The organism is Paenibacillus castaneae (genome assembly GCF_002884445.1).
Taxonomy (GTDB): Bacteria; Bacillota; Bacilli; order Paenibacillales; family Paenibacillaceae; genus Pristimantibacillus; species Pristimantibacillus castaneae.
On record NZ_KZ614144.1, the window covers coordinates 1568926 to 1590000 of the forward strand.

23 protein-coding genes are annotated in these 21075 nt (G+C 46.0%); 17 read left to right on the forward strand and 6 right to left on the reverse strand.

Translation table 11 applies throughout. The features are described 5' to 3' along the window. The first annotated feature begins 27 nt into the window (after window positions 1–27). The 7 genes from CEF13_RS06725 (at window position 28) to CEF13_RS06755 (ending at window position 6206) form a co-directional block, all read left to right on the forward strand. Window positions 28–288, forward strand: coding sequence for a hypothetical protein (locus CEF13_RS06725; RefSeq protein ID WP_102709990.1), 261 nt, complete (start codon window positions 28–30; stop codon window positions 286–288). A gap of 18 nt (window positions 289–306) precedes the next feature. Beyond that, window positions 307–1248, forward strand: a complete 942-nt coding sequence (locus tag CEF13_RS06730) for a polysaccharide deacetylase family protein (RefSeq protein WP_102709991.1) — start codon at window positions 307–309, stop codon at window positions 1246–1248. 142 nt (window positions 1249–1390) lie between these two features. After that, complete coding sequence (locus CEF13_RS06735; protein ID WP_102709992.1) at window positions 1391–2995, forward strand: copper amine oxidase N-terminal domain-containing protein; 1605 nt, start codon at window positions 1391–1393, stop codon at window positions 2993–2995. A 54-nt stretch (window positions 2996–3049) separates the two neighbouring features. Continuing rightward, complete coding sequence (locus CEF13_RS06740) at window positions 3050–3397, forward strand: thioredoxin family protein (protein ID WP_102709993.1); 348 nt, start codon at window positions 3050–3052, stop codon at window positions 3395–3397. Between the two features lie 204 nt (window positions 3398–3601). Continuing rightward, complete coding sequence (locus CEF13_RS06745) at window positions 3602–4531, forward strand: COX15/CtaA family protein (protein WP_102709994.1); 930 nt, start codon at window positions 3602–3604, stop codon at window positions 4529–4531. Window positions 4532–4683: 152 nt separating this feature from the next. Then, window positions 4684–5406 (forward strand): Cthe_2314 family HEPN domain-containing protein, encoded by a 723-nt coding sequence (locus CEF13_RS06750; protein WP_102709995.1) that lies wholly within the window; start codon window positions 4684–4686, stop codon window positions 5404–5406. 20 nt (window positions 5407–5426) lie between these two features. Continuing rightward, entirely contained in the window at window positions 5427–6206 is a 780-nt protein-coding gene (locus tag CEF13_RS06755) for an SDR family oxidoreductase (RefSeq protein ID WP_244917054.1), read from the forward strand. Window positions 6207–6317: 111 nt separating this feature from the next. On the opposite strand, the gene CEF13_RS06760 is transcribed toward CEF13_RS06755, so the two are convergent. Next, window positions 6318–6563, reverse strand: a complete 246-nt coding sequence (locus CEF13_RS06760) for a NifU family protein (RefSeq protein ID WP_054026871.1) — start codon at window positions 6561–6563, stop codon at window positions 6318–6320. Between the two features lie 86 nt (window positions 6564–6649). Between CEF13_RS06760 and CEF13_RS06765 the strand changes: the two genes are divergently transcribed. Further along, window positions 6650–6922: a YuzB family protein gene (locus CEF13_RS06765; protein ID WP_102709997.1), complete on the forward strand. Its 273-nt coding sequence runs from the start codon at window positions 6650–6652 to the stop codon at window positions 6920–6922. Window positions 6923–6926: 4 nt separating this feature from the next. Here the strand turns inward: CEF13_RS06765 and CEF13_RS06770 are convergent, their stop codons facing one another. Then, window positions 6927–7997 carry an NAD(P)/FAD-dependent oxidoreductase gene (locus tag CEF13_RS06770; RefSeq protein ID WP_102709998.1) on the reverse strand — a complete coding sequence of 357 codons (1071 nt, stop codon included), beginning with the start codon at window positions 7995–7997 and terminating at the stop codon, window positions 6927–6929. 59 nt (window positions 7998–8056) lie between these two features. Further along, window positions 8057–9160: an aminofutalosine synthase MqnE gene (mqnE, locus tag CEF13_RS06775; protein ID WP_102709999.1), complete on the reverse strand. Its 1104-nt coding sequence runs from the start codon at window positions 9158–9160 to the stop codon at window positions 8057–8059. A gap of 244 nt (window positions 9161–9404) precedes the next feature. On the opposite strand from mqnE, the gene erpA reads away from it, so the two are divergent. Then, a complete protein-coding gene (erpA, locus tag CEF13_RS06780; RefSeq protein WP_102710000.1) occupies window positions 9405–9767 on the forward strand; it encodes an iron-sulfur cluster insertion protein ErpA in 363 nt (120 codons plus the stop codon). A gap of 414 nt (window positions 9768–10181) precedes the next feature. On the opposite strand, the gene CEF13_RS06785 is transcribed toward erpA, so the two are convergent. From CEF13_RS06785 to pflB, 3 genes are all read right to left on the reverse strand, one after another. After that, window positions 10182–10733, reverse strand: coding sequence for an SH3 domain-containing protein (locus CEF13_RS06785; protein WP_102710001.1), 552 nt, complete (start codon window positions 10731–10733; stop codon window positions 10182–10184). Between the two features lie 158 nt (window positions 10734–10891). Beyond that, a complete protein-coding gene (gene pflA, locus CEF13_RS06790; RefSeq protein WP_243864717.1) occupies window positions 10892–11677 on the reverse strand; it encodes a pyruvate formate-lyase-activating protein in 786 nt (261 codons plus the stop codon). Window positions 11678–11695: 18 nt separating this feature from the next. After that, a complete protein-coding gene (gene pflB / locus CEF13_RS06795) occupies window positions 11696–13963 on the reverse strand; it encodes a formate C-acetyltransferase (RefSeq protein ID WP_102710002.1) in 2268 nt (755 codons plus the stop codon). A gap of 358 nt (window positions 13964–14321) precedes the next feature. On the opposite strand from pflB, the gene CEF13_RS06800 reads away from it, so the two are divergent. The 8 genes from CEF13_RS06800 to CEF13_RS06835 all read left to right on the forward strand — a co-directional run bounded on the left by CEF13_RS06800 (window position 14322) and on the right by CEF13_RS06835 (window position 21041). Further along, window positions 14322–14750, forward strand: coding sequence for a GAF domain-containing protein (locus tag CEF13_RS06800; RefSeq protein ID WP_102710003.1), 429 nt, complete (start codon window positions 14322–14324; stop codon window positions 14748–14750). A gap of 230 nt (window positions 14751–14980) precedes the next feature. After that, window positions 14981–15637, forward strand: a complete 657-nt coding sequence (locus CEF13_RS06805; RefSeq protein WP_102710004.1) for a response regulator transcription factor — start codon at window positions 14981–14983, stop codon at window positions 15635–15637. Further along, window positions 15630–16763 (forward strand): sensor histidine kinase, encoded by a 1134-nt coding sequence (locus CEF13_RS06810; protein ID WP_102710005.1) that lies wholly within the window; start codon window positions 15630–15632, stop codon window positions 16761–16763. The genes CEF13_RS06805 and CEF13_RS06810 overlap by 8 nt, the downstream gene beginning before the upstream one ends. 256 nt (window positions 16764–17019) lie before the next feature. Next, on the forward strand, window positions 17020–17367 hold the full coding sequence (locus CEF13_RS06815) for a nitrite reductase (NAD(P)H) small subunit (protein WP_102710006.1): 348 nt from the start codon (window positions 17020–17022) through the stop codon (window positions 17365–17367). Window positions 17368–17400: 33 nt separating this feature from the next. Beyond that, complete coding sequence (locus CEF13_RS06820) at window positions 17401–18177, forward strand: formate/nitrite transporter family protein (protein ID WP_102710007.1); 777 nt, start codon at window positions 17401–17403, stop codon at window positions 18175–18177. Window positions 18178–18220: 43 nt separating this feature from the next. Then, window positions 18221–18976 carry a Crp/Fnr family transcriptional regulator gene (locus CEF13_RS06825; RefSeq protein ID WP_146022685.1) on the forward strand — a complete coding sequence of 252 codons (756 nt, stop codon included), beginning with the start codon at window positions 18221–18223 and terminating at the stop codon, window positions 18974–18976. Window positions 18977–19185: 209 nt separating this feature from the next. Then, window positions 19186–19950, forward strand: a complete 765-nt coding sequence (locus tag CEF13_RS06830) for a response regulator transcription factor (RefSeq protein ID WP_102710009.1) — start codon at window positions 19186–19188, stop codon at window positions 19948–19950. After that, window positions 19947–21041: a sensor histidine kinase gene (locus tag CEF13_RS06835; protein ID WP_102710010.1), complete on the forward strand. Its 1095-nt coding sequence runs from the start codon at window positions 19947–19949 to the stop codon at window positions 21039–21041. Before CEF13_RS06830 ends, CEF13_RS06835 begins: the two co-directional genes overlap by 4 nt. Window positions 21042–21075: the final 34 nt, after the last annotated feature.

The following is a 21075-nucleotide window of genomic DNA, read 5'->3' on the forward strand; positions in this document are numbered from 1 at the left end:
TCAGTAGAATGATGGAGGGGACAGAATATGGTTCGTACAACACATGCTTCGATTGCGATTGTAGTAGCTATAGCCATGATGGTGGGCTGGCTGTTGACCGGCTGCACAAATAAAGAAACCAGTCGAGCAGCCCAGTTAATTGTGGACGGAACAATGGTGGATGGAGCAGCAGATGTGCTCATGTATGATGAAAAGCTGATGGTTTCGCCGGCTTTTGTGGAGAACGTATTTCATCAGAAGATAGAGTGGCTGACCCAAGCTAGTAGAAATGATAATGCTTATTATTAAAATCAGGTGGCAGTGCTGATGTATCATGATATTGCACTCGTTCCTTTAAAGGCTGGAACATTAGACGTTGATCGATTCGAGCAGCAGATGCAATTGCTGAAGCATAATGGCTTCCATGTACTTGGAATGGATACTTATTTAAGGTTTATGCTGGAGAAGGGCACCGTACCGGACAATGCTGTATTGATTACTTTCGACGATGGCTATGAAAGCTTCTATAAGCTTGCTTATCCCATTTTGAAGCGTTATGGCTATCCTGCGGTGAATTTTGTCATTGTATCTGCTATTGATGATCCAGCTTTGCCTGGAGTAGCAAAACTGACGTGGGAACAGATGAGGGAAATGCAAAAGGACGGCATGGGCTTTTATAGCCATACCTATGAGATGCATCATTACGGAGCTGTGAATGCAGAGGGAGCTCAAACGCCTGTTACGGCAAGAGCCATTTATGATAAGAAGAAGCAAAGGAAGGAGACAGAAGCGGAATATGCAGAGCGAGTGACCCTTGATTTAATAAAGGCTGAGGAGAGATTGCGTGAGGAGCTGGGCAATACGGACGGTGTTCTTGCATTTCCATACGGTGCATATAATGAAGCTCTCCTCAAGCTGACAGAGGAAGCAGGAATTGCGATTACTTTTACGACTAAGGAGGGATTAAATTCAAGGCTTAACAAAGTGGGCAATCGTATTAACGGAGCAAAGAGCGGTGAGTCAGCAGAGGACCTGATTGGGAAGATAAAGCAATTGAGTGAGGGCAGTGAGCGAAGCAGCGGGGCTAACATTGTATTTGTTGACGGTGAGGAGGCAGCTGACATAAGGCTGTTGCCCGTGCCAGCTTGGAGATCAGACGAGCTTATGATTCCTTTGCGCGATGTATGCCAACACAATGGATGGACTATCACGTGGAACAAGGCTCAAAAGCAGATTGTAATTAATACTCATCATAATCCAGAAGAGTAAGCCTTCAAATGTCGGTTAACCTTATCTATTTCGACAAAACTAGTGATTTCCAAACATTTACATAATAATAAAGTCTCCTGTAAAATGAGAAGTATGTGCTAATGATGATTAGCAAAATTGGTTTCTAAAAGGAGAAGCTTATATGCTGAGAAGGTTCGGTACAAAGGGTAAGCTGGCAGCACTATTAATGGTATTTATACTTGTATTCGTAACAGGCTGCCAATCGGTTTCAAATCTTGATTTCAACACGGTGTTACATAATGCTTTAAAGGTTAAATCCAGCGAAAGCAAGCAATCGATTGAAATGAATCTGGAGTGGGACGAAACAGCTGCTCAAGGAGCCTCTCAAGAAGAGACTGCGCTCATAAAGCTGTTGTCCAATATGAAGCTGCAGCTTGATAATGTGAAGATGCAGGACAGCGATCATTTGTCATTAGACGGCAACCTCATTTTTGGAGATGCATCGGGTATTTCATTCAATTTGAAAATATCAAAGGAAATAGCGGTATTAGTGCTTGATGGAGCGAAGCAGCCCTTTGTGCTTGACTTAACGAGCGAAGCCTTGCTGGGATTGAACGGATTAGGCGGAGAAGTTCAAGCGGCTGAGCCTGTTAAAAAACTTGACGAAGCTTCTATGACTGCACTGGGTCAGCAACTTATTGATATTGTTGGAGCCTATGCGATCAATAATTTACCAAATCCCGAACGTATTTCAGTTAGTCCGTCTGTTGAAAGCATTAATGGTGTAAATACTTCGCTCCTTGGCGTACATATGGATCTTAATGGACCGGAAATATGGACGCTGCTGAAAAAATATGTAGACGCTCTAGCAGCTGATCGGGCGGGCCTTAATAAAATGGTAGCAGGCGTGCTGGATTTAGTAACGAAAAATCAGGAGATATGGGCTGCGGCAGGTATAGAAAATCCTTTTGAATTCGATGGAGCGGAAAGTCCAGCATCGGAGGAATTGGTGAAGGAAGCAGCGGATGGGATTGCAGCTATGCTTACGGAATTGCAGTCAGAGCTGAAGCAAATGGAGGAAGAAGACCAAGATTATTTGAACGAAATATTCAGCAAGCAATTGAATATTAAAGCAGATGTTTTTATTGATAATAAGCTCGATATACGCAAACAAGTATATGTGCTTACTTATAAGCCTAAAGCAGATTCAGAGCTCGGAGAGATCCCAATTAAGAGCTTATCGCTCAAAATAGAGAACGAATCCTGGAATGTAAACGGCGTGGTCAAAGCCGATGCTCCAGTTGCTGCGAAGAATGCTATTCCTGTTGACCAATTATTCGAGATGCAGGGTTATCAAATACTGAAGAAATTTGATGAGAAGTCAACGGTATATGATTTGCTGAAAAATAAGCTTCATATCAATAAACAAACGTTGATGTGGTATTCAGATGATGATTATAATCCGCCGATCGTGACGGCTGGCGGCATTACAATTATCCCGCTGCGTGATACGGCAGAGCAGCTAGGGGCAAAATTAACGTATGATGCCAAGACGAAGAACCTGACCATATTCGATGAAGCAACGAATAACACGATAACGCTTAAAATAGGAACCGATGCTGCACGTATTAATAGCAACAACGTGAAATGGTCCTTCCCTGTAGTCGTCATTGACGGGGCGGCTTATGCGCCGGCGCGAGATTTGGCCAAAGCGCTTAAAGCCACGATTAAATGGACAGATATCTATGATGATGTGAAATTATTTACGTTTGAACGGGAAGCATAAGCAATAGTGTAAACACAACATGCACTTGTGATACAATTATTTAGGGGTGCAAAAATGAGAAAATTGACAACAGACGCCGAGTTTCGCGAGGCTGTGGCTGGCGACGATCTAACGATTGCCGTTTTCAAAACGACCTGGTGCAAGGACTGCCACTTTATTGATCCGTTCATGCCTGATTTGGAGAAACAGTACGAGGGACGTGTGACCTTCGTGGAGATTGATCGTGATGACCTTCCAGATCTATGCTCTGAGCTGAACATTTTGGGAATACCAAGCTTTATTTCATTCCGGAATAGCCAAGAGCTAGCTCGATTCGTCAGCAAACTGCGCAAGACGCGTGAAGAAATTGAGCAGTACGTAGATCGCGCGATAGAAATTAGCGAGGCACTAAGAAGTTCGTAATGGATAGTCCGCACTGCAGGGGATAATAAGCTCCCCTCAACAGTGTGGACTTTCCTTTTTTTGCGGGCTTTTGCTTGGAAGTTTCACATTTTCAACATGGCTTTTGCTCTTTTTTATAGCTATAATTGAACTGTTATTGAAATGTAAGGGATCTGACATCGTTGATTCATACAAAATATATTTTTGAAAATAGGTGATTTTATTATGGTAACCAGCCGTTTTCGCACGTTAGCTATTGCAGCGTGCATCGGAATGCTACTTGTACTGCTCGGCGGGGCACTTGTCACGAATACCGATTCTGGCCGCGGCTGTGGAGATGATTGGCCGTTATGCCATGGCAAATTTATTCCTGCTTACACGATTGAATCTATGATTGAATATTCTCATCGCCTTGTTACGGGTTTCGAAGGGCTTCTTGTATTAGCAACTGCCGTTTTCATTTATAAGAAATTCAGGAAAGATAGACAAGCTTATAAAGAACCTCTTTTCTATGCGGGTGGAGCCTTATTATTTACGATTGTACAGGCGCTAATGGGGGCTGCTGCTGTCATGTGGCCGCAATCGCCGCCCGTTATGGCTATTCACTTCGGCATATCGCTGCTTGCTTTTGCCGCGACATTGCTGCTCGTTATTTGGACCTTCCGTGCGAAGGATGGCCCTCCTGCCGTGTTTCAAGTTTCGCGGTCCATTTTCCCTCGTGTGCTCTTAACGTCTATTTACAGTTATGTAGTTGTCTATTTAGGCGCTTTCATACGGCACACCGATTCAGGAGGAGGCTGCTTGGGCTGGCCGCTCTGTAATGGCGAGGTCGTTCCAGAAATAAGCGGAGCAACCGGCATCGTGTTTATTCACCGTGTAGCTGCTTTGCTGCTTGGTATCTCGATTGCTGGATTATTTTTTCACATACGTAAAGTAAGCCCTAAAGGCGAGGGACTTACGAAGCCTGCGGCATGGGCGCTGGTGCTTGTGGTGACTCAAATCTTTAGCGGAGCATGGCTTACTTTGACCATTACGAATAATGATTGGTTTCTGTTCACCAACTTGCTTCATAATTTAATTGTTACCGGATTGTTTGGATTATTAATGGATATGTTAGTTCGATCATGGCGGCTGCGGGATGGCCGCGGAAGCTAATGATTTGCAGCTTTCATAAGGAACAGCTAAAGTGTAATACTGGCTTCCACAAAGCTTGTCGATGAACGCTGGAGCGAATATAATCTTTATAAGGTTTTCTTTAAATGTACTCGCTCTTGGTTTCATTTGACAGTAGAAAGGATTGTTCAGTTATGCTGCGTTTTCTATTTGATGAGCCTATGAGAGAAGCACAAGGAACACTTGCAGATACTTTTCGGCTAATGGAGCAGTTCATTTCCATCTTGTCGCACAAAAACGCAGCAGATGCCGACAGTGGAGACAAGGAGAATAAGCTGCACAAATACGAAATATGGACGCTGGGTCTATCCTCATCTCTGGATGAACTGGAGCAAAGCCATTATGCTGCTTTAAAGTTTCAGCACCAAATAACGTCCACCTCCCTCTCTCAAATGACAGAGGAAGAGCGAATCAATTATAATCGGTATATTTACTTCGACAAAAATGCTTTTATACGCGTCTTTTCTTTATTGGACAAGCTTGGTACGCTGCTTAATGAACTCCTGGATATGGAGACTGAGCAAATAAAGGCACATTTCTCTTATTTCACCGTCCTGCGCAATATGAGGGAGAAGAGGGCTCATCCTGAGCTCACTTGGAAGCTCAATGATGTCAAAGAGAAATACAAGGAATCTATGAATCGGCTTCGCAAACGAAGAAATACCGAAATTCATTATATGAACTCAGAGATGCAGGACGATTTGATTCAAAGCAACCGTATGTATGGGGCAGTTGTCCCGTTGGAAAATATTGCAGAGCAATCGGCCGATTTGACTCAAGGTTTATATTTGGCGATGGAGTCGCTGCTGCTCACTTTTCAATACGCATGCGGATTAATGCGAAACAAGCAACCATAATCCGAGAGTGGGGAAGACCCGTGGAGTTCAAAGGGAAAACAGCGTTAATTACAGGAAGCGCGAAGGGATTGGGCAAACGAACTGCCCTTCAGCTTGCTGAGCAGGGCTGCAATATTGTCATCAATTATTATGAAAGCGAGCAAGAAGCGCAGCAGGTAAAGGAACAAATCGAGCGGCTGGGCGTTAAAGCGCTTGCTGTTCAAGCCGATATTGCAACGGTTGAGGGTGTGGAGAAGCTTGCAGATGCGGCAGAACGCTGGGCAGGCGGTGTAGATATCCTCGTGAATAATGCGGGCCCATTCGTACGAAAGCGTACATTATTCAGCGAATACGATGAGGCGACCATTATTCGGCTGCTGAACGGCAATTTATTAAGCGTTATGCTGTTAGACCACCGCTTGCTTCCTGGGATGCGTGAGCGCAAATGGGGCCGGGTTATTCATTTCGGCTTCGGACATGCGGGAGAGGCAAGAGCATGGCCTCACAGAACGGTATATGCAGCAGCGAAGACAGGCCTTGTATCGTTTACGAAATCATTGGCAGTGGAAGAAGCGCCTCATGGAATAACGGTCAATTTGATTGGTCCTGGAGATATTCGCGGTATGAATAAAGAACGTTCCATTGAAGAAGTGGAAAGCGATTATGATTCAGAATCACCAATTGGCCGGCCTGGCGCTGGCGAGGATGTTGCACGGGTCGTGCTTTTCCTGTGTGGTCTGAAATCGAATTTCTTAACCGGCAACGTGATAGACGTCACAGGCGGCTTTGATCCTATAGTGGCCAATATCAAAGGGATGTAGTGCGCGCAAAAAAAGAGTCTTATCAATAGGCAAGGGAGCTTGGGCTCCATGCCATGATAAGACTCTTCGTCATTCTAACGCAAAGGCGTTAACCCGTTGTTCATATATTTATTAGAATACTTGAACGACTTCGATTACACCTTCAACTTCTTCAAGAAGTGCACGTTCGATACCCGCTTTAAGCGTGATCGTCGAGCTTGGGCAGCTTCCGCATGCCCCCATCAGGCGAAGTTTGATGATGCCGCCCTCGACATCAACCAATTCTACGTCGCCGCCATCGCGTTGTAGAAACGGGCGAAGCTTATCCAATACGTCCAACACTTCATCATACATGGTGTCTTGTACTTGTTCACTCATTGCAATCATCTCCTTTCTCCCCTATTATAGTACAAAGTGAAGCAATTGAAAATGGATAGTAACTGAGCAAAGTTAGGTGAGGCAAAATGTTTAAACTAATGATTGAGTTTTGTGCCAGCAATATGCATCATGGCACAGACCGAATAATGAAGTTATTTGAACAAAATGATGAATATGAAGTAACAGAGTATGGCTGTCTAGGCAACTGCGGCGAATGCTATTTAAACCCATTCGCGCTTGTAGACGGCACTATTGTATCTGCTGATACGGTAGACGAGCTTTACGACAATATTTTGAAAGCAATCGAGCAGCAGCAGTCCGACCGTGAAGCGCTGGATAAGCTGCTGGACGATTTATAAATGTTTAGCCAAGATGACGTTTGGAGCGCCAGAGCACGCCGCTCTTCACAAGCCTAGGAACGCGTCCCATTAGAGCAGTGCCGCCCATAAGCCCAAAGCCGCTTTTCTTGCCGAGCGAGCCAAGTACGCCCTTCAGCTTAAGCTTGCCCAATCGAGGAAGTGATTTATCATGCCAAATCGCTTGAAGCACCTCGGCGATTTGCTTGCCTTGAGCACCGGCTGCTTGCCCGCTTGGCGATAATGGCAATGCGGCGCAATCGCCTACTATAAATACATCGTTATAGTCAGGCAATTGATGATATTCATTAATGATGAGTCTGCCTTGATTATCTTTAGGCAAATGAATGCGTTGAACAAGCTCAACAGGTTGAATACCGGCGGTCCATACCGTTGCATCTGTATAAATTGGCGCCGGATTGTTCGCATCATGCAGAATGCCGCCTTCGAGTCTTGTTAGCCCGACATTTCCCCACATTTCCACGTTATGCTCCTGAAACCAATCTGCTACAAACCGCTGTAATTTACCTGGAAATGCGGATAGAACGCTTGGTCCGCGATCCAATATTCGAATATTCAGGTCAGGACGGCTTTCCCTCAGCTCGGCTGCAACCTCTACACCGCTCAAGCCGCCTCCAACAATTGACACCTGGCCATAAGGCTTGACGTCGTTTAACAACGCATAGGTGCGTCTGGCAGCTGAAAAAGATTGAATGCTTGTCGAGAACTGCTCAGCGCCTTCGATGCCATGATATTTATCGGTACAGCCAAGTCCAATAACAAGCCAATTGTACGCAATGGAATCCTGTCCATCAAGATGAACAAGCTTAAGCTCCATATCGACATCCGTTACTTCTCCATAAGCCAGACTGACTCTTGGATCAATCGGGAATTTAACCCGAAGCTCCAGATCAGTTACGGTACCAGCAGCTAGTGCATAATATTCTGTTTTCAAGCCTTGAAAGGGCATACGATCGATCAAAACAATGGATACGTCATGCGGTAAATGCTTCTCAAGCAGCTCATTCGCGATAGCGAGTCCGCCATAGCCACCACCCAAAATAACAAGTTTTCTCATATGATCTTCAACTCCATGCTTCTAGTTGATTATTTTATAATGTGTCGCTGTCATGTTGTTTACTCATATACTTTAATTTCATTGTAGAATGTATCGCGCTCAACCGGAATTCGTCCTGCGCCTTTAATAAGCCAGATCAGATCCTCGCGTGTAATGCCTTCTGGCGTTAAAGCGCCGGCAGCATGGCTGATCTTTTCCTTCACAATCGTTCCATGCGCATCGGATGCTCCCATAGTCAAAGCAACCTGTGTCAGTTGAACACCAATGTTGATGAAGTATGCTTTAATATGCTGGAAGTTATCCAGCATTAAACGGCTTATGGCAATCGTCTTCAAGTCCTCGAATGCGGAGTTGCGACGGCGTATGCCAGCTCTTGGGTTGATGGGCTGCATAGACAATGGAATGAAAACTTGGAAGCCGTTTGTATCGTCCTGAAGCTCGCGAATATGCATCATGTGGCGAATGCGATCCTCTTTTGTTTCAATAGATCCGTAAAGCATAGTCGTATGGGTACGCAGTCCAAGCTCATGAGCGGTGCGGTGCACCTCCAAATATTGCGAGACATCAGCTTTGTCTACGCGCATTTTTTTGCGGTAATGATCGGATAAAATTTCAGCGCCGCCTCCCGTTAGTGATTGCAAGCCAGCTTTCATCAGCTCTTGCAGCACCTCACGGTAAGTCAGTCCGCTGATGCGGGAGAAGAAATCGATTTCCGCTGCGGTATAAGCTTTCAATGTAACCTCTGGGAACCGGGCTTTCAGCGCGCTCAGAGAATCAACATAATACTGGAAAGGAACGTTGGCATTATGTCCGCCGACAATATGGAACTCTCGAACGCCGGGATGGAAATGCTGCTCTACATATTCGATCATTTGCTCACCGCTCAGCGTATACGAGCCTTCTTCGCCCTCATCCTTGCGGAAATTACAAAATGCACAGTGCGCTTCGCACACATTCGTGAAGTAAAGACTCATATTTTCGATAAAATAAACCTTTTTCCCGTTTTTACGCAAATTGACTTCATTAGCTAATTGTCCAATGGTGAGCAGATCGTCCGATTGATATAAGAAAACGCCATCTTCTAACGATAAACGCTGCCCATGACGCACTTTTTCAATAATGCTCTGCATTTGTTTGTCTTCTGTTGGTATAACGACATTCATGGCAATGCCTCCTTGAGTTTGTAGCTTGTGAAAAAAATAACTTGCTTTTCCGTATAAGAAGCTGTAACTATTATAAACCTCTTATGTAGCAGGGGCAATAACAAACTATTTTAATAGGCAGAAATTGGCTGAAATTGAGAATGGGCACCCTTCTCTTGAGCAAGCGAACAAAGTGGAGTATACTACAGATAAGTAAGTGAACACTATTAATGAAGGTTAAGACACATAAATGGAGGGATGTCGTATGATCACGATCAGTGATAGTGCATCTGATAAAATAAAAGAAATGCTGGAGGAAGAAGGAACACCTGGCTTATTTCTTAGAATTGGCGTGAAGGAAGGCGGCTGCAGCGGCTTTTCCTATGGTATGGGCTTCGACGATGAGGATCAAGAAGGCGACCAAGCCATTGAAATGCAAGGCTTAAAAGTCGTGGTGGATGGGAACAGCATTCAATATTTGAACGGTCTCGTTATCGATTACAAGGAGTCGGGTATGAGCGGCGGCTTCACCATCGAGAATCCTAACGCAAGCGCTACATGCGGCTGCGGATCATCTTTCCGTACGGCTACGGCTGCTGGCAAACCTGCTGCTGCGGGCGAATGTTAATTCACTGTAAATGATGAATAATTTATAAAATCATATACCTCCTAAGCTTATGTGGAACATTTATCCTAAGCTTAGGAGTTTTTTTTGGAAATCTGATAACTATGCTCATGAAAAAAAGAGCCCTGTTACAGGCTCTCTTTTCCGATGGTGTTTGATCGTTGAGTTTCTTCAATTTTCACACTTCACATGGTTAGAATTACTTGGGCACCGCTTTTCGCAATCCGGTTTTACGAGATTGTTATTGGCGAGTGTGTTCAGAGATACTCTGCGACACAACCCCTCGCTTTCCTATAGCTAAGTGATTAAATAAATTCCTCCTGCAGCCCTAGCACCAAATGGTCCAACGGAACCACACCTCTCTTCACACCATCACTATTATATTGCACACTTTGCGCCAACAATATACGTGGCTGATTAATAATTTTTTGAAAATGGATTCGGAAGGAAGTCGGCTTTATCGATAAAGCCAGTAAATCCGCCGGGAGCGCTGATTCGATAACGTTCACCGCTGCTTTCCTCGATACGAATCGGTGTATTCGAAGGCGCCTTAATCATGGATCCGTTCTCGGCATACACATTAGCACCTTCACGGAGCCTTCCTTCCTGTGCTTTCGCAGCTTCCCATTGGGTCAGTACTTTTCTGGGCAGCCAGATATCACCATCATAGGGTCCATCATAGGTGAAAATATTAACTTTAACCCATTCTCCGGATGTCTGAGTTACCTGCACAACTTTTCCGGCGAATAGCTCATAGCCAGATGGCTTAGCTTCATTTGGTTCGGCAGAAAATACGATAGGTGATTCAATAATCCATTCGGTTGGTGTAACGTCAACCCGTTCATCATCTTTATTTGTATGCTTGCCATTGGCTCCGATCGATAAGGAAATGATGATAACCGCCAAAGTTAATCCAATCAATAACGATAATTCAAACCGTTTGCTTAGCCAATTGGACGTTTGATTCAATGTTCAGCACCTCCTGAAATGTAGACGCTTAACCCATTGAAAAGTTTCTTTTTATAATAATAAAAACCATTTATTTACTTTACCTAACGATAAAAGCCCTCCGTGCTCGTGCGAATTGCACGGCTGTAGACGGCTTTTGCTCTTATGGGCTGTTAGCACTAGCGTTTGTACGCTGAAGCTTCCTGGCGCCCTGTATCAATGAGCCGATAAGCTCGCTCGATTTGGTCCTCGGTTGGAGCTGATATCCCCTCTAGCGGATATGGGAGCTTAAGCTGCTGCCATTTGTAGATGCCCATTCGGTGATAGGGCAGAAGCTCGAGCTTCTGCACATGGTCCAGTGTACCAATAAATTGCCCCAGCTCCAGAAGATCTTGATAAGAATCGGTAACACCAGGAACGAGGACGTGGCGAATCCACATGCTCTTACCTTCATCGGACAAGTGGCAGGCAAAGCGGATTGTTCGTTTATTGGATTGTGTCGTGAGCGCCACATGCCGATCCTTATTGATTTGTTTGAGGTCGAGCAGCACAAGATCCGTAGCCTCTAAAAGACCGGAGGAATCGAAATGCGAAGGCTCGCAGAAGCCTGACGTATCCAAGGCGGTATGAAGACCGAATCGGCGCTTCACCTCGCGGAACAGTGCTGCAACGAATGGAGCTTGAAGAGTCGGTTCGCCCCCAGTTACCGTGATGCCGCCTCCGGATCGCTTGTAATAGCTGACGAAAGGCTCAATCTCTGCCAACACTTCTTCGACAGTAGTCAAATCTCCTGCTGCTGTATCCCAAGAATCGGGATTATGGCAAAACTGGCAGCGAAGCGCACAGCCCTGCATAAACAGGACGAAGCGAATGCCGGGACCATCTACTGTGCCGAAAGTATCAAGGGAGTGAATTCGCCCTTTGACAGCTGCATCAGAGCCAAAATGCTGGCGAATGTTCATCATATTACCTCTCCTTCGTTCTTACATCGAACCGTGGAATGTTCGGCTTATTACTTCAAGCTGCTGCTCGCGTGATAGTTTAATGAAGTGAACGGCATAACCCGAAACTCTAACGGTTAGCTGCGGGTACAGCTCTGGATGCTCCATGGCGTCCTGGAGCGTAGCACGGTCAAATACGTTAACGTTAAGATGATGGGCATGCCTAGACATATAGCTGTCCAGCATAGCTGTCAAATTATTGATTCTTGCTTCTGGCTCACGTCCGAGTGCTTTCCCAACGATGGAGAAGGTGTTGGATATGCCGTCCAGCGACTCGCTATATGGCAGCTTTGCAACGCTCGCAAGCGAGGCCAGCGCACCTTTGCGGTCACGGCCGTGCATAGGGTTCGCGCCTGGCGCGAAAGGTTCGCCGGCTTTGCGTCCATCAGGCGTGGCACCGGTTTTTTTGCCATATACAACATTAGAAGTAATGGTCAGCACCGATTGTGTAGGGATGGCATTGCGATAAGCCCGCTGCTTCCGCAGCTTGCTCATAAATGTCTCGACGAGCTGCACGGCAATGGTGTCTACGCGATCATCAGAGTTGCCGTATTGCGGATATTCACCCTCGATTTCAAAATCGATTGCGATGCCCAGATGGTTGCGGACGGGCCGGACCTTAGCGTGCTTGATCGCGCTTAGGCTGTCGGCTACTACAGACAAGCCCGCAATGCCGCAGGCCATCGTACGGATAATCTCGCGGTCGTGAAGTGCAAATTCTAAACGCTCATAGCAATATTTATCATGCATGTAGTGAATGACGTTCAGTGTATTCATGTACAGCTCGGCCAGCCAGTCCATTACTTCATCATAGCGTTCCATCACTTTGGCATAATCTAGTATCTCATCCGACATCGGCTCTTTTCTCGGAGCAATTTGGATACCAAGCTTCTCATCGATGCCGCCATTGATCGCATAAAGCAACGCTTTAGCCAGATTGGCGCGAGCTCCGAAAAATTGCATTTGCTTGCCAATTCTCATTGCGGAGACGCAGCAGGCAATTCCATAATCGTCCCCGAACTGCGGAACCATCAAATCATCGTTCTCATATTGGATCGAGCTGGTTTCGATTGAAACTTTAGCACAATAATTTTTGAAGCCCTCTGGCAGTCTCGTAGACCAAAGCACCGTCAGGTTAGGCTCTGGTGCAGGACCGAGATTGTACAAAGTATGCAGCATTCGGAAAGAGCTTTTTGTTACAAGGGAGCGACCGTCAGCAGCCATGCCGCCAATCGATTCTGTTACCCATGTTGGATCACCGCTGAACAGTTCATTGTAGTCCGGTGTTCGGAGAAATTTGACAATCCGCAGCTTCATGACGAAATGATCATATATTTCTTGAGCTTCTTGCTCCGTCAGCGAGCCTTCCATTAAGTCACGCTCGAAGTATATATCCAGAAAGGAGGATACGCGTCCCAAGCTCATCGCAGCGCCGTTTTGCTCTTTAATGGCACCTAGGTAAGCGAAGTATAGCCATTGCACCGCTTCCTTCGCATGACGCGCCGGCATCGAAATATCGCAGTCATAGGATGCGGCCATACGTTTCAGTTCATCTAATGCGCGAATCTGCTCGGCATGCTCCTCGCGCTCACGAATGACAGCTTCTGTCATTTGAACCTTCTCTGTGAGCTCTATATCCTTCTTCTTCTCCTGAATCAGACGGTCTACGCCGTATAGCGCTACCCTGCGGTAATCACCGATAATGCGACCGCGGCCGTAAGCGTCGGGAAGACCGGTAATAATACCGGCTTTCCTTGCGCTGCGCATATCCGCTGTATAAGCATCAAATACACCTTGGTTATGTGTTTTACGCATATCTGTGAATAAACGTACGATTTCCTCTGGAAGCTTAAAGCCATACGCTTCGCATGCATCCTGCACCATACGGACACCGCCGAAAGGCTGGATGGAACGCTTAAAGGGCTCGTCGGTCTGCACGCCGACGATTTGTTCAAGGTCGCGGTTTAAGTACCCGGCGCCATGGGAGACAATGGTGGAAGGGGTGCTCGTATCCACATCCAGTACGCCGCCTTGCTCGCGTTCTCTGCGAGTCAGCTCGCTTACCTCATGCCAGAGCTGTTCTGTAGCTTCCGTTGGACCAGCAAGAAAAGTATCATCACCCGTGTAGGGAGTTACATGCAATAAAATAAAATCACGTACATCGATTTGGTCTCGCCATGCACCTTGCTTAAACCCTCTCCACGCTTCGTTAATTTTGTTCGTCTGCAATGATGTCTCAGTTAAAGCCATAGTCAATTCCTCCATTCAGTATCGGTTAGTACCCGACTTTCTCTAAATAGCTGAACACGGGTTATATATTCATCATACATCTGCTGCGCTTCAAGCATAATCAGGGAATCTCCTGATTATGAGGAGAGAAAGTCCTGAGTGGCATTGAGCGAACTGCTGCAGCACATATTCGGGGTACCCTTCTCCTGAATTCAGGGAATTCCCTGACATACAAAGCTTTGTAATAGCTTTATAATAAAAAGCACAGCTGAGAGAATGGATTAAGACATTTGCTAGTTAGCTGATGATAAGCAGGAATAAACCAAACATTGAGGTTGGACATATATGCCATAAATATGGTAAGGAAGGGGGAACGACGATGAAGACGATCGAAGCGGGAATTGCTTCCGGTATTGAACGGTTGAGATTTGAGACTGGCAGCGATTTCGCGGGACTCGGCTTAATCGACATCCAAATACGCAAGCTGCGCTGGACCTTCGCGGCGGGCAGTATTAGCAAACGTACGCTGCTTGTCGAACAGAAGACGAGCGCCGGCTTGTCCGGAGCCGCCATTCGTTCCGGTAGACCTGCAAGTACGGGTGCCGCGATGTCGGATCAAGAGAGATTCAAGCTGGGCGAGCCTGTATTACTCGCAGAGCAGCTATATATAGCCCTGAGCATGCCTATAGAAACGGATAAGGGGATTGTTGGCGTTATTTTATTAGGAAGGCGCTCACTACTATCCTACCAAGCAGAGGAGACAGAGCGTGCGAGCTTACTGACGAAGGAGCTGGCTAAGCATTTATAAGAAACGCGGAGTAGCCATACCATATATAACTGTTTTATAATTGCCGTTCCTTATGGTCGATGACGGGGGACGGTTTTCCTATGCGAAATAACAAGCTTCGAAAACAATGGAGTATATCCCATTTTTAGATGAAAAGACTCATCACAAGGAGAAAGTAAGTTATAATACAAAACAGAGACATGTGTTCATTGGTGGTAAACGTGTCAAATTTTCGGTGAAGGGAGAAGCAAATGATAAAACTATTGATTTGTGATGATCATGCTGTGGTCAGATCCGGGCTTGCTATGCTGCTGCATGGCAAGAATGATATAGAGGTGGTTGGGGAAGCATCGGAAGGCGATGAGGCAATTGAAATGTCTCAGCAGCTCCTTCCAGATGTCGTGCTCATGGATCTTAGCATGCCGCATGGCAAGGATGGGATGACTGCTACTACGGAGCTGAAGAAGCTGCTGCCGAATACGGCAGTCCTTATTCTGACGATGCATGACGATGACGAATATTTATTTCGAGCTATACATATAGGCGCATCGGGTTATATTCTCAAGAACGCCCCTCATGATGAGCTGCTATCTGCTATACAGTCGGTTGCTGCGGGGAATGCATACTTATATCCTACCGCTACGAAGCGGTTAATGAGTGAATATCTCGTTAGAATGAAGCAGGGCGGCGAGGAAAGCGGTCCTTATGAAACACTTTCTGAACGAGAGAAGGAAATATTGGGCTGGATTGCGAAGGGGTATTCCAATAAAGAAATCGCGGAAAATCTCATCATCAGCGTAAAAACAGTGGAAACGCATAAAAGCCATCTGATGGATAAACTGGGACTTAGAACGCGTCCAGAGCTTATTAAGTTCGCGCTGAAGAAGGGGCTGCTTACATATGAGTAATCATAACAGCGAAAAGTACCGTCATATGATCGGGGCAGATGTTGATTATTTGTTGTCAGTGCTGGAAGGTCAAATCGACGATAAGCAGATGCTGGCGCAGGTGAATCAGTCACTGAAGCAGCTTGCTGATGTGAAATTTGCGCTAGATGAATCCTCAATTGTTGCTGTTACGGATGAGAAGGGCAAGATTGAGTACGTGAATGATAAGTTTTGCGAAATATCGAAGTATGCCCGTGAGGAATTGATCGGCAAGGATCACCGGATTATTAACTCAGGGTATCACGGGAAGGCGTTTTTTCGCGAGCTGTGGCAGGCGATCTCTTCAGGCCAGGTATGGAGAGGCGAAATAAAAAATCGAGCTAAGGACGGAAGCTTCTACTGGGTGAACACGACGATTGTTCCATTCTTGGATGAGAACGGAAAGCCTTATCAGTATTTAGCGATACGCAGTGAAGAGACGCAAAGGAAGCGTGCGGAACAAGATCTGAAGGAGATGATGGTTAAAGTCATCGAAATTCAGGAGGATGAGCGGAAACGGATATCGAGGGAGCTGCATGACGGGATCGGACAAAGCTTATTTTCTCTGCTAATTCGGCTTGACCGACTTATCAGCGATCATGGGGAGCTTGCTGAGCTGAATACGATTCGTGGGGATGTTTCCGGCATGATGGAGGATATTCGCGGTCTTGCATGGGAGCTTCGGCCGTCCGTGCTCGATGATCTTGGGGTCGTACCTGCTATCCGAACCTATTTGGAAAACTATTCGCAGCATTTCGGCATTCAGCTGAAGCTGGAATCCGGACTGAAAAGCAGGCTCGGCATCCACAAAGAGACAGCCATTTATCGCGTTATTCAAGAAGCATTAACGAATATTGCGAAATATGCTGATGTAGCGGAGGCACAGGTATTGTTGGAGGAGCGGGCTGAAGAAGTCGAGGTTAGAGTAATTGACCACGGTCAAGGCTTTAACCTCGACCGAGTTGGACGTGGCGTTGGGCTGTTCAGCATGGAAGAAAGAGCTCGCATCGTCGGCGGACATCTTGAGCTTACGTCCAGTCCTGGCAATGGCACTATGGTACGATTTGTCGTGCCGAAGGAAGAGAATAAAAATACAGGCTCTCATTAATTTATCATTCACAGTTTACTGGATAGTAGAAGCATCTCATTTACTTGGAGCTGCTGCTGCTGTCTTTTTTTTGGACCAAATTGCGGGAATCTCCTTCTCTTTCTGAAAATAGGGGAATGCAAGGCGAAAATTCAGGGTTTCTCCTGATAACAACATGCAGCTGTAAAAGTTAAAATAGAAAAGAAAACTTATGATGAGAAAAACTCGAACTTTGTATTTTACCAAATAAAATACATGCTAAGAAAGGGAGAGAGAAATGGAAATTGGAACGCTGCAGGACATAAATGCAATCCGTTATTATGGCGTTGGCTTATTAGACCGTTTTGGAGTTAGCATCGGACATACCGTTCAAGTTGAAGGGAATGAGATTGCCGTATTCCGCACGAGTGATGACAGACTGTTTGCCATAGATAATATGAGCGCTCATTGGAATGGCGGAACATTGTCAGAAGGTATACTTTCGGGTCATGACTTATACGATCCGCTTTACGTGTCGAGAATAAATTTGGAGACGGGAGCAATATACGCTCCAAGCACTGGACAGGTTCGAATCTATCCGATATGTGTAGAAGGCAACGAGGTACAGATTGGGCTGCCAGCCTGAACAGAGGGGCAGCATCAGAGGAGAGCAGTTTGAATGTTTAAAGACACATTAGAGATAGCTGTAAAATCTGCTTTAGCCAAAAAAGCGTTATTCGCAGAGAGCAAGTTTCGTTATTTATTGTCTGCCGGGTTGGCTGGAGCTTATGTTGGCATTGGAATTATTCTTATATTTACAATCGGAGCTTCGTTAGCTGCCATACAATCTCCTGTCACCTCGCTCGTGATGGGATTGTCATTCGGCATCGCCTTAACCTTAGTTATATTCGCAGGAGCAGAGCTTTTTACCGGCAATAATATGATATTCACGGTCAGTACGCTGGCGAAAGCGACGAGCTGGAAGGATACCCTTCAAAACTGGATATGGAGCTACTTGGGCAATTTGCTTGGGGCGATGGCCTTGTGCATGCTCATTATCGGAACGGGTTTATTTGCTGATATTAAACCAGAGCATTTGCTATTTACAGCAGCAGCCAAAAAAATGCATATCGATACGCTGCAGCTCTTCTTCCGCGGCATTATGTGCAACTGGCTCGTTTGTCTAGCAATCTGGACCTCCATGCGAGCTAAGGAAGACACGGCTAAGCTGATTCTTATTTTCTGGATGCTGTTCGCATTCATCGCATCAGGCTATGAGCATAGCATTGCCAATATGACGGTCCTCGGACTAGCGCTGCTGCTGCCGCATCCTGAGACCATTACCATTGCCGGCTGGTTTCATAATATGATCCCGGTTACGCTTGGCAATATTGTAGGCGGAGCCTTATTTGTCGGTACTGCCTACTGGCTAATAAGTGCACAGAAAAAAGCTTAGATAATTACGCAGGAAGGGCCGATGATCAACAGGATGAGATTGTTTGGGGAAAGATAACAGAGAGGGGAGAACGATGATGAGCGTATCGAGAAAAAACATACTGAGCCAAATACCGCTTTTCAAATATTTTACGGCGCAGCAGTTGGAGGAGCTTAGCTGGTATGGGGTGAAAAGAGAAATTGCACGAAATCAAGTGATTTATAAGGAAGGCGATGCCAAGGAAGCGGTATTCATTGTGCTGTCAGGGTTGGTCAAAACGTATCGTACGGATCATCTAGGCCAAGAGAGCAATCTGTCCTTTCTGAAGCAGCATGAAACCTTTCCCGGCGAGGGATTGCTCGCGGATGGCTTCTATTCTCGTTCGGCAGCCGCGATTGTCCGAACGGAGCTGCTTATGTTTTCGCTTAAGCCCTTTCTGAATTTCTTGGCACACTATCCTAGCGCAGCAGTAGCTGTCATACACGCGATGCAGGAATCGATCCAATCCTTGGATCATCAGCTGAATGAGTCGAAATGGCCTGATGTGTATAATCCGGGTCAGCTCTTCCTGCTTAAGCTGGCCGAGCATTATGGTCGCCAAACAAAAGGTGAGCTGCGCATCGGTATTCCGATGTCACATGATTATTTCGCAAGTGCAATCGGTGCAACAAGGGACGGAGGAGACCGTCTGCTGGATAAGCTCCATGAGGAAGGCATCGCTGAAATGAAGCGTTGGGGCTTCGTCATACATGATGTGGAGGCACTGCGGCGTTGGCGTGATTTCGATGATCAGTCGAAGGCATGGGAACAAAGCCGCTGATGGAAAGAAAGGCATTAACATAACCGCAATGACTTCCGCATGGCCCTCCAGCTAGCCTATAATTGATCCTAGGCGCGGATACTGCTACGCTTACGAAGTAGGTTTACTTCGTAAACCTAAGCTCATGCTTACGAAGTAGGTTTGCTCCGCAAACCTAAGCTTATGCTTACGAAGCAGGTTTACTTCGTAAACCTTTAAGGAGGGTCATCATGTACCGAATATATATCGTGGAAGACGATGCTAAGATCGCTTCGATCTTGAAGAGCAATATGGATAAATATGGTTTTGAGGCGGCTAAAGCTTCTCAATTTCGTGAAATAATGCCTGAGCTTGAGGCGTTTGATCCGCAATTGGTACTGCTGGATATTAACCTGCCCTATTTCGACGGCTACTATTGGTGCAGGCAAATTCGCTCCCGTTCCAGCGTCCCGATTATATTTATCTCTGCTCGAGCAGGGGAGATGGATCAAGTTATGGCGATCGAGAATGGCGGAGATGATTATATAACAAAACCGATTCATCTGGATCTGCTTATGGCTAAGGTGAAGAGTATTCTTCGGCGCACCTATGGCGAGTATGCGTCTGCATCGAGTATAGGAGGTGGGCTTGCTTCAACAATAACTGAGGCTGAAGTCGGAGCCAATCTGTTTGGCGAGTTGTCTTTGCATGGCTTACGCTTGTTATTGAATCGGAATGAGCTGGAATGGTGGGGTGTTCGTGTAGAGCTGACGAAGAACGAGCAGCTGCTGGCTGAATGTCTGATGAGGCGGCCTAGCGAAGTAGCGACAAGGGAGCAATTGCTTGAGGCGTTATGGGATGACGTGCAATTCGTCGATGATAATACGCTGACAGTCAACGTGACTAGGCTGCGGAAGAAGCTGGAGGAGCTCGGGCTTCCAAAGGTTATAGAAACGGTAAGAGGTCAAGGATATAAGCTGAATATGAGCAGCATAGATAAGGAGACGCCGCGATGAAGCTGGCGTTGTTTTTGCGTGATCGGCTGCTATTTATTTTTATTGCACTGCTTATCCTTTCATTGTCAGTAAGCATGCTGCTGCTGGAGAGAGAGCGGTATCCGGGCAGCGTGGAAGATGCAACGGTTTATTATTTGGTTGTATTAGCGTTATTTTTTCTCGGAGTATGGCTTATGATTGATTATTTGCGTCAGCGTGCATACATCGAGCAATTACTGGAAGCTACTGAAAGGTCAGATGAGCTGCAGGCTACTATGATTGTGAAATCATTCGTCACGAGAGAACAGCAGCTAGTAGGCAAAATGCTGGAGGAGCAGCACCGTGCATATATGAATGAATTAGGCAAATATCGCCGTCAGCAGGAGCTGCATAACCACTTCGTGCTTCAGTGGGTGCATCATATGAAGACACCCGTTTCAGTCATTGATTTATTGGCACAGGATGCGCTGCAGCAGCCGTCACTCACACAGGATGAGTATAAGCAGCTCATTCTAAGCGTGCAGGAAGAAACGGATCGGATGGCGCGCGGACTTGAAATGATGCTGTATACCTCGCGTTTGGAGAAGTTTGAAATCGATTTGCATATCCAAAAAATTGCACTGCATGAGCTTGCACGTAAAGTTATCAATTCGAATAAGAAGCTGTGTATCCGTCATTCTATATTCCCAAGAGTGATAGGTGAGGCATTTGTAGAAACGGACGAGAAGTGGATGACATTCGTATTTAATCAATTAATAAGCAATGCGATTAAATATAGCAAAGGAAAGCCGGGAACGAAGAAACTTGTATTCCAAATACAATCAAATCGTGACGGCGGCGGGAGCGTAGAGGTAGAAGATGAAGGTATTGGCATTGCGCAGCATGATCTCCCGCGCATATTTGAACCGTTCTTCACCGGAGAGAATGGACGGACAGCTGGTGAGTCAACGGGGATGGGACTTTATTTGGCGAAGCAGGTTTGCAATCGATTAGGGCATACGTTGACCGCAGCTTCCATTCTCGGAGAGGGAACGACATTTAATATGATATTTCAGCCGCGAGGCATACATATTTTGGGGAGTAATGCGGATAATCTACAGAAGGGTAAGTGACAATCTTGTAAGGTTCTCTGGCAGAAATGAAAGG

What these genes read in the sequence shown, in the direction of transcription:
- CEF13_RS06725 (WP_102709990.1), top strand. Translation starts at nt 28, where the DNA reads ATGGTTCGTACAACACATGCTTCGATTGCGATTGTAGTAGCTATAGCC.
- CEF13_RS06730 (WP_102709991.1), top strand. Translation starts at nt 307, where the DNA reads ATGTATCATGATATTGCACTCGTTCCTTTAAAGGCTGGAACATTAGAC.
- CEF13_RS06735 (WP_102709992.1), top strand. Translation starts at nt 1,391, where the DNA reads ATGCTGAGAAGGTTCGGTACAAAGGGTAAGCTGGCAGCACTATTAATG.
- CEF13_RS06740 (WP_102709993.1), top strand. Translation starts at nt 3,050, where the DNA reads ATGAGAAAATTGACAACAGACGCCGAGTTTCGCGAGGCTGTGGCTGGC.
- CEF13_RS06745 (WP_102709994.1), top strand. Translation starts at nt 3,602, where the DNA reads ATGGTAACCAGCCGTTTTCGCACGTTAGCTATTGCAGCGTGCATCGGA.
- CEF13_RS06750 (WP_102709995.1), top strand. Translation starts at nt 4,684, where the DNA reads ATGCTGCGTTTTCTATTTGATGAGCCTATGAGAGAAGCACAAGGAACA.
- CEF13_RS06760 (WP_054026871.1), bottom strand. Translation starts at nt 6,563, where the DNA reads ATGAGTGAACAAGTACAAGACACCATGTATGATGAAGTGTTGGACGTA.
- CEF13_RS06765 (WP_102709997.1), top strand. Translation starts at nt 6,650, where the DNA reads ATGTTTAAACTAATGATTGAGTTTTGTGCCAGCAATATGCATCATGGC.
- CEF13_RS06770 (WP_102709998.1), bottom strand. Translation starts at nt 7,997, where the DNA reads ATGAGAAAACTTGTTATTTTGGGTGGTGGCTATGGCGGACTCGCTATC.
- mqnE (WP_102709999.1), bottom strand. Translation starts at nt 9,160, where the DNA reads ATGAATGTCGTTATACCAACAGAAGACAAACAAATGCAGAGCATTATT.
- erpA (WP_102710000.1), top strand. Translation starts at nt 9,405, where the DNA reads ATGATCACGATCAGTGATAGTGCATCTGATAAAATAAAAGAAATGCTG.
- pflA (WP_243864717.1), bottom strand. Translation starts at nt 11,677, where the DNA reads ATGATGAACATTCGCCAGCATTTTGGCTCTGATGCAGCTGTCAAAGGG.
- pflB (WP_102710002.1), bottom strand. Translation starts at nt 13,963, where the DNA reads ATGGCTTTAACTGAGACATCATTGCAGACGAACAAAATTAACGAAGCG.
- CEF13_RS06800 (WP_102710003.1), top strand. Translation starts at nt 14,322, where the DNA reads ATGAAGACGATCGAAGCGGGAATTGCTTCCGGTATTGAACGGTTGAGA.
- CEF13_RS06805 (WP_102710004.1), top strand. Translation starts at nt 14,981, where the DNA reads ATGATAAAACTATTGATTTGTGATGATCATGCTGTGGTCAGATCCGGG.
- CEF13_RS06810 (WP_102710005.1), top strand. Translation starts at nt 15,630, where the DNA reads ATGAGTAATCATAACAGCGAAAAGTACCGTCATATGATCGGGGCAGAT.
- CEF13_RS06815 (WP_102710006.1), top strand. Translation starts at nt 17,020, where the DNA reads ATGGAAATTGGAACGCTGCAGGACATAAATGCAATCCGTTATTATGGC.
- CEF13_RS06820 (WP_102710007.1), top strand. Translation starts at nt 17,401, where the DNA reads ATGTTTAAAGACACATTAGAGATAGCTGTAAAATCTGCTTTAGCCAAA.
- CEF13_RS06830 (WP_102710009.1), top strand. Translation starts at nt 19,186, where the DNA reads ATGTACCGAATATATATCGTGGAAGACGATGCTAAGATCGCTTCGATC.
- CEF13_RS06835 (WP_102710010.1), top strand. Translation starts at nt 19,947, where the DNA reads ATGAAGCTGGCGTTGTTTTTGCGTGATCGGCTGCTATTTATTTTTATT.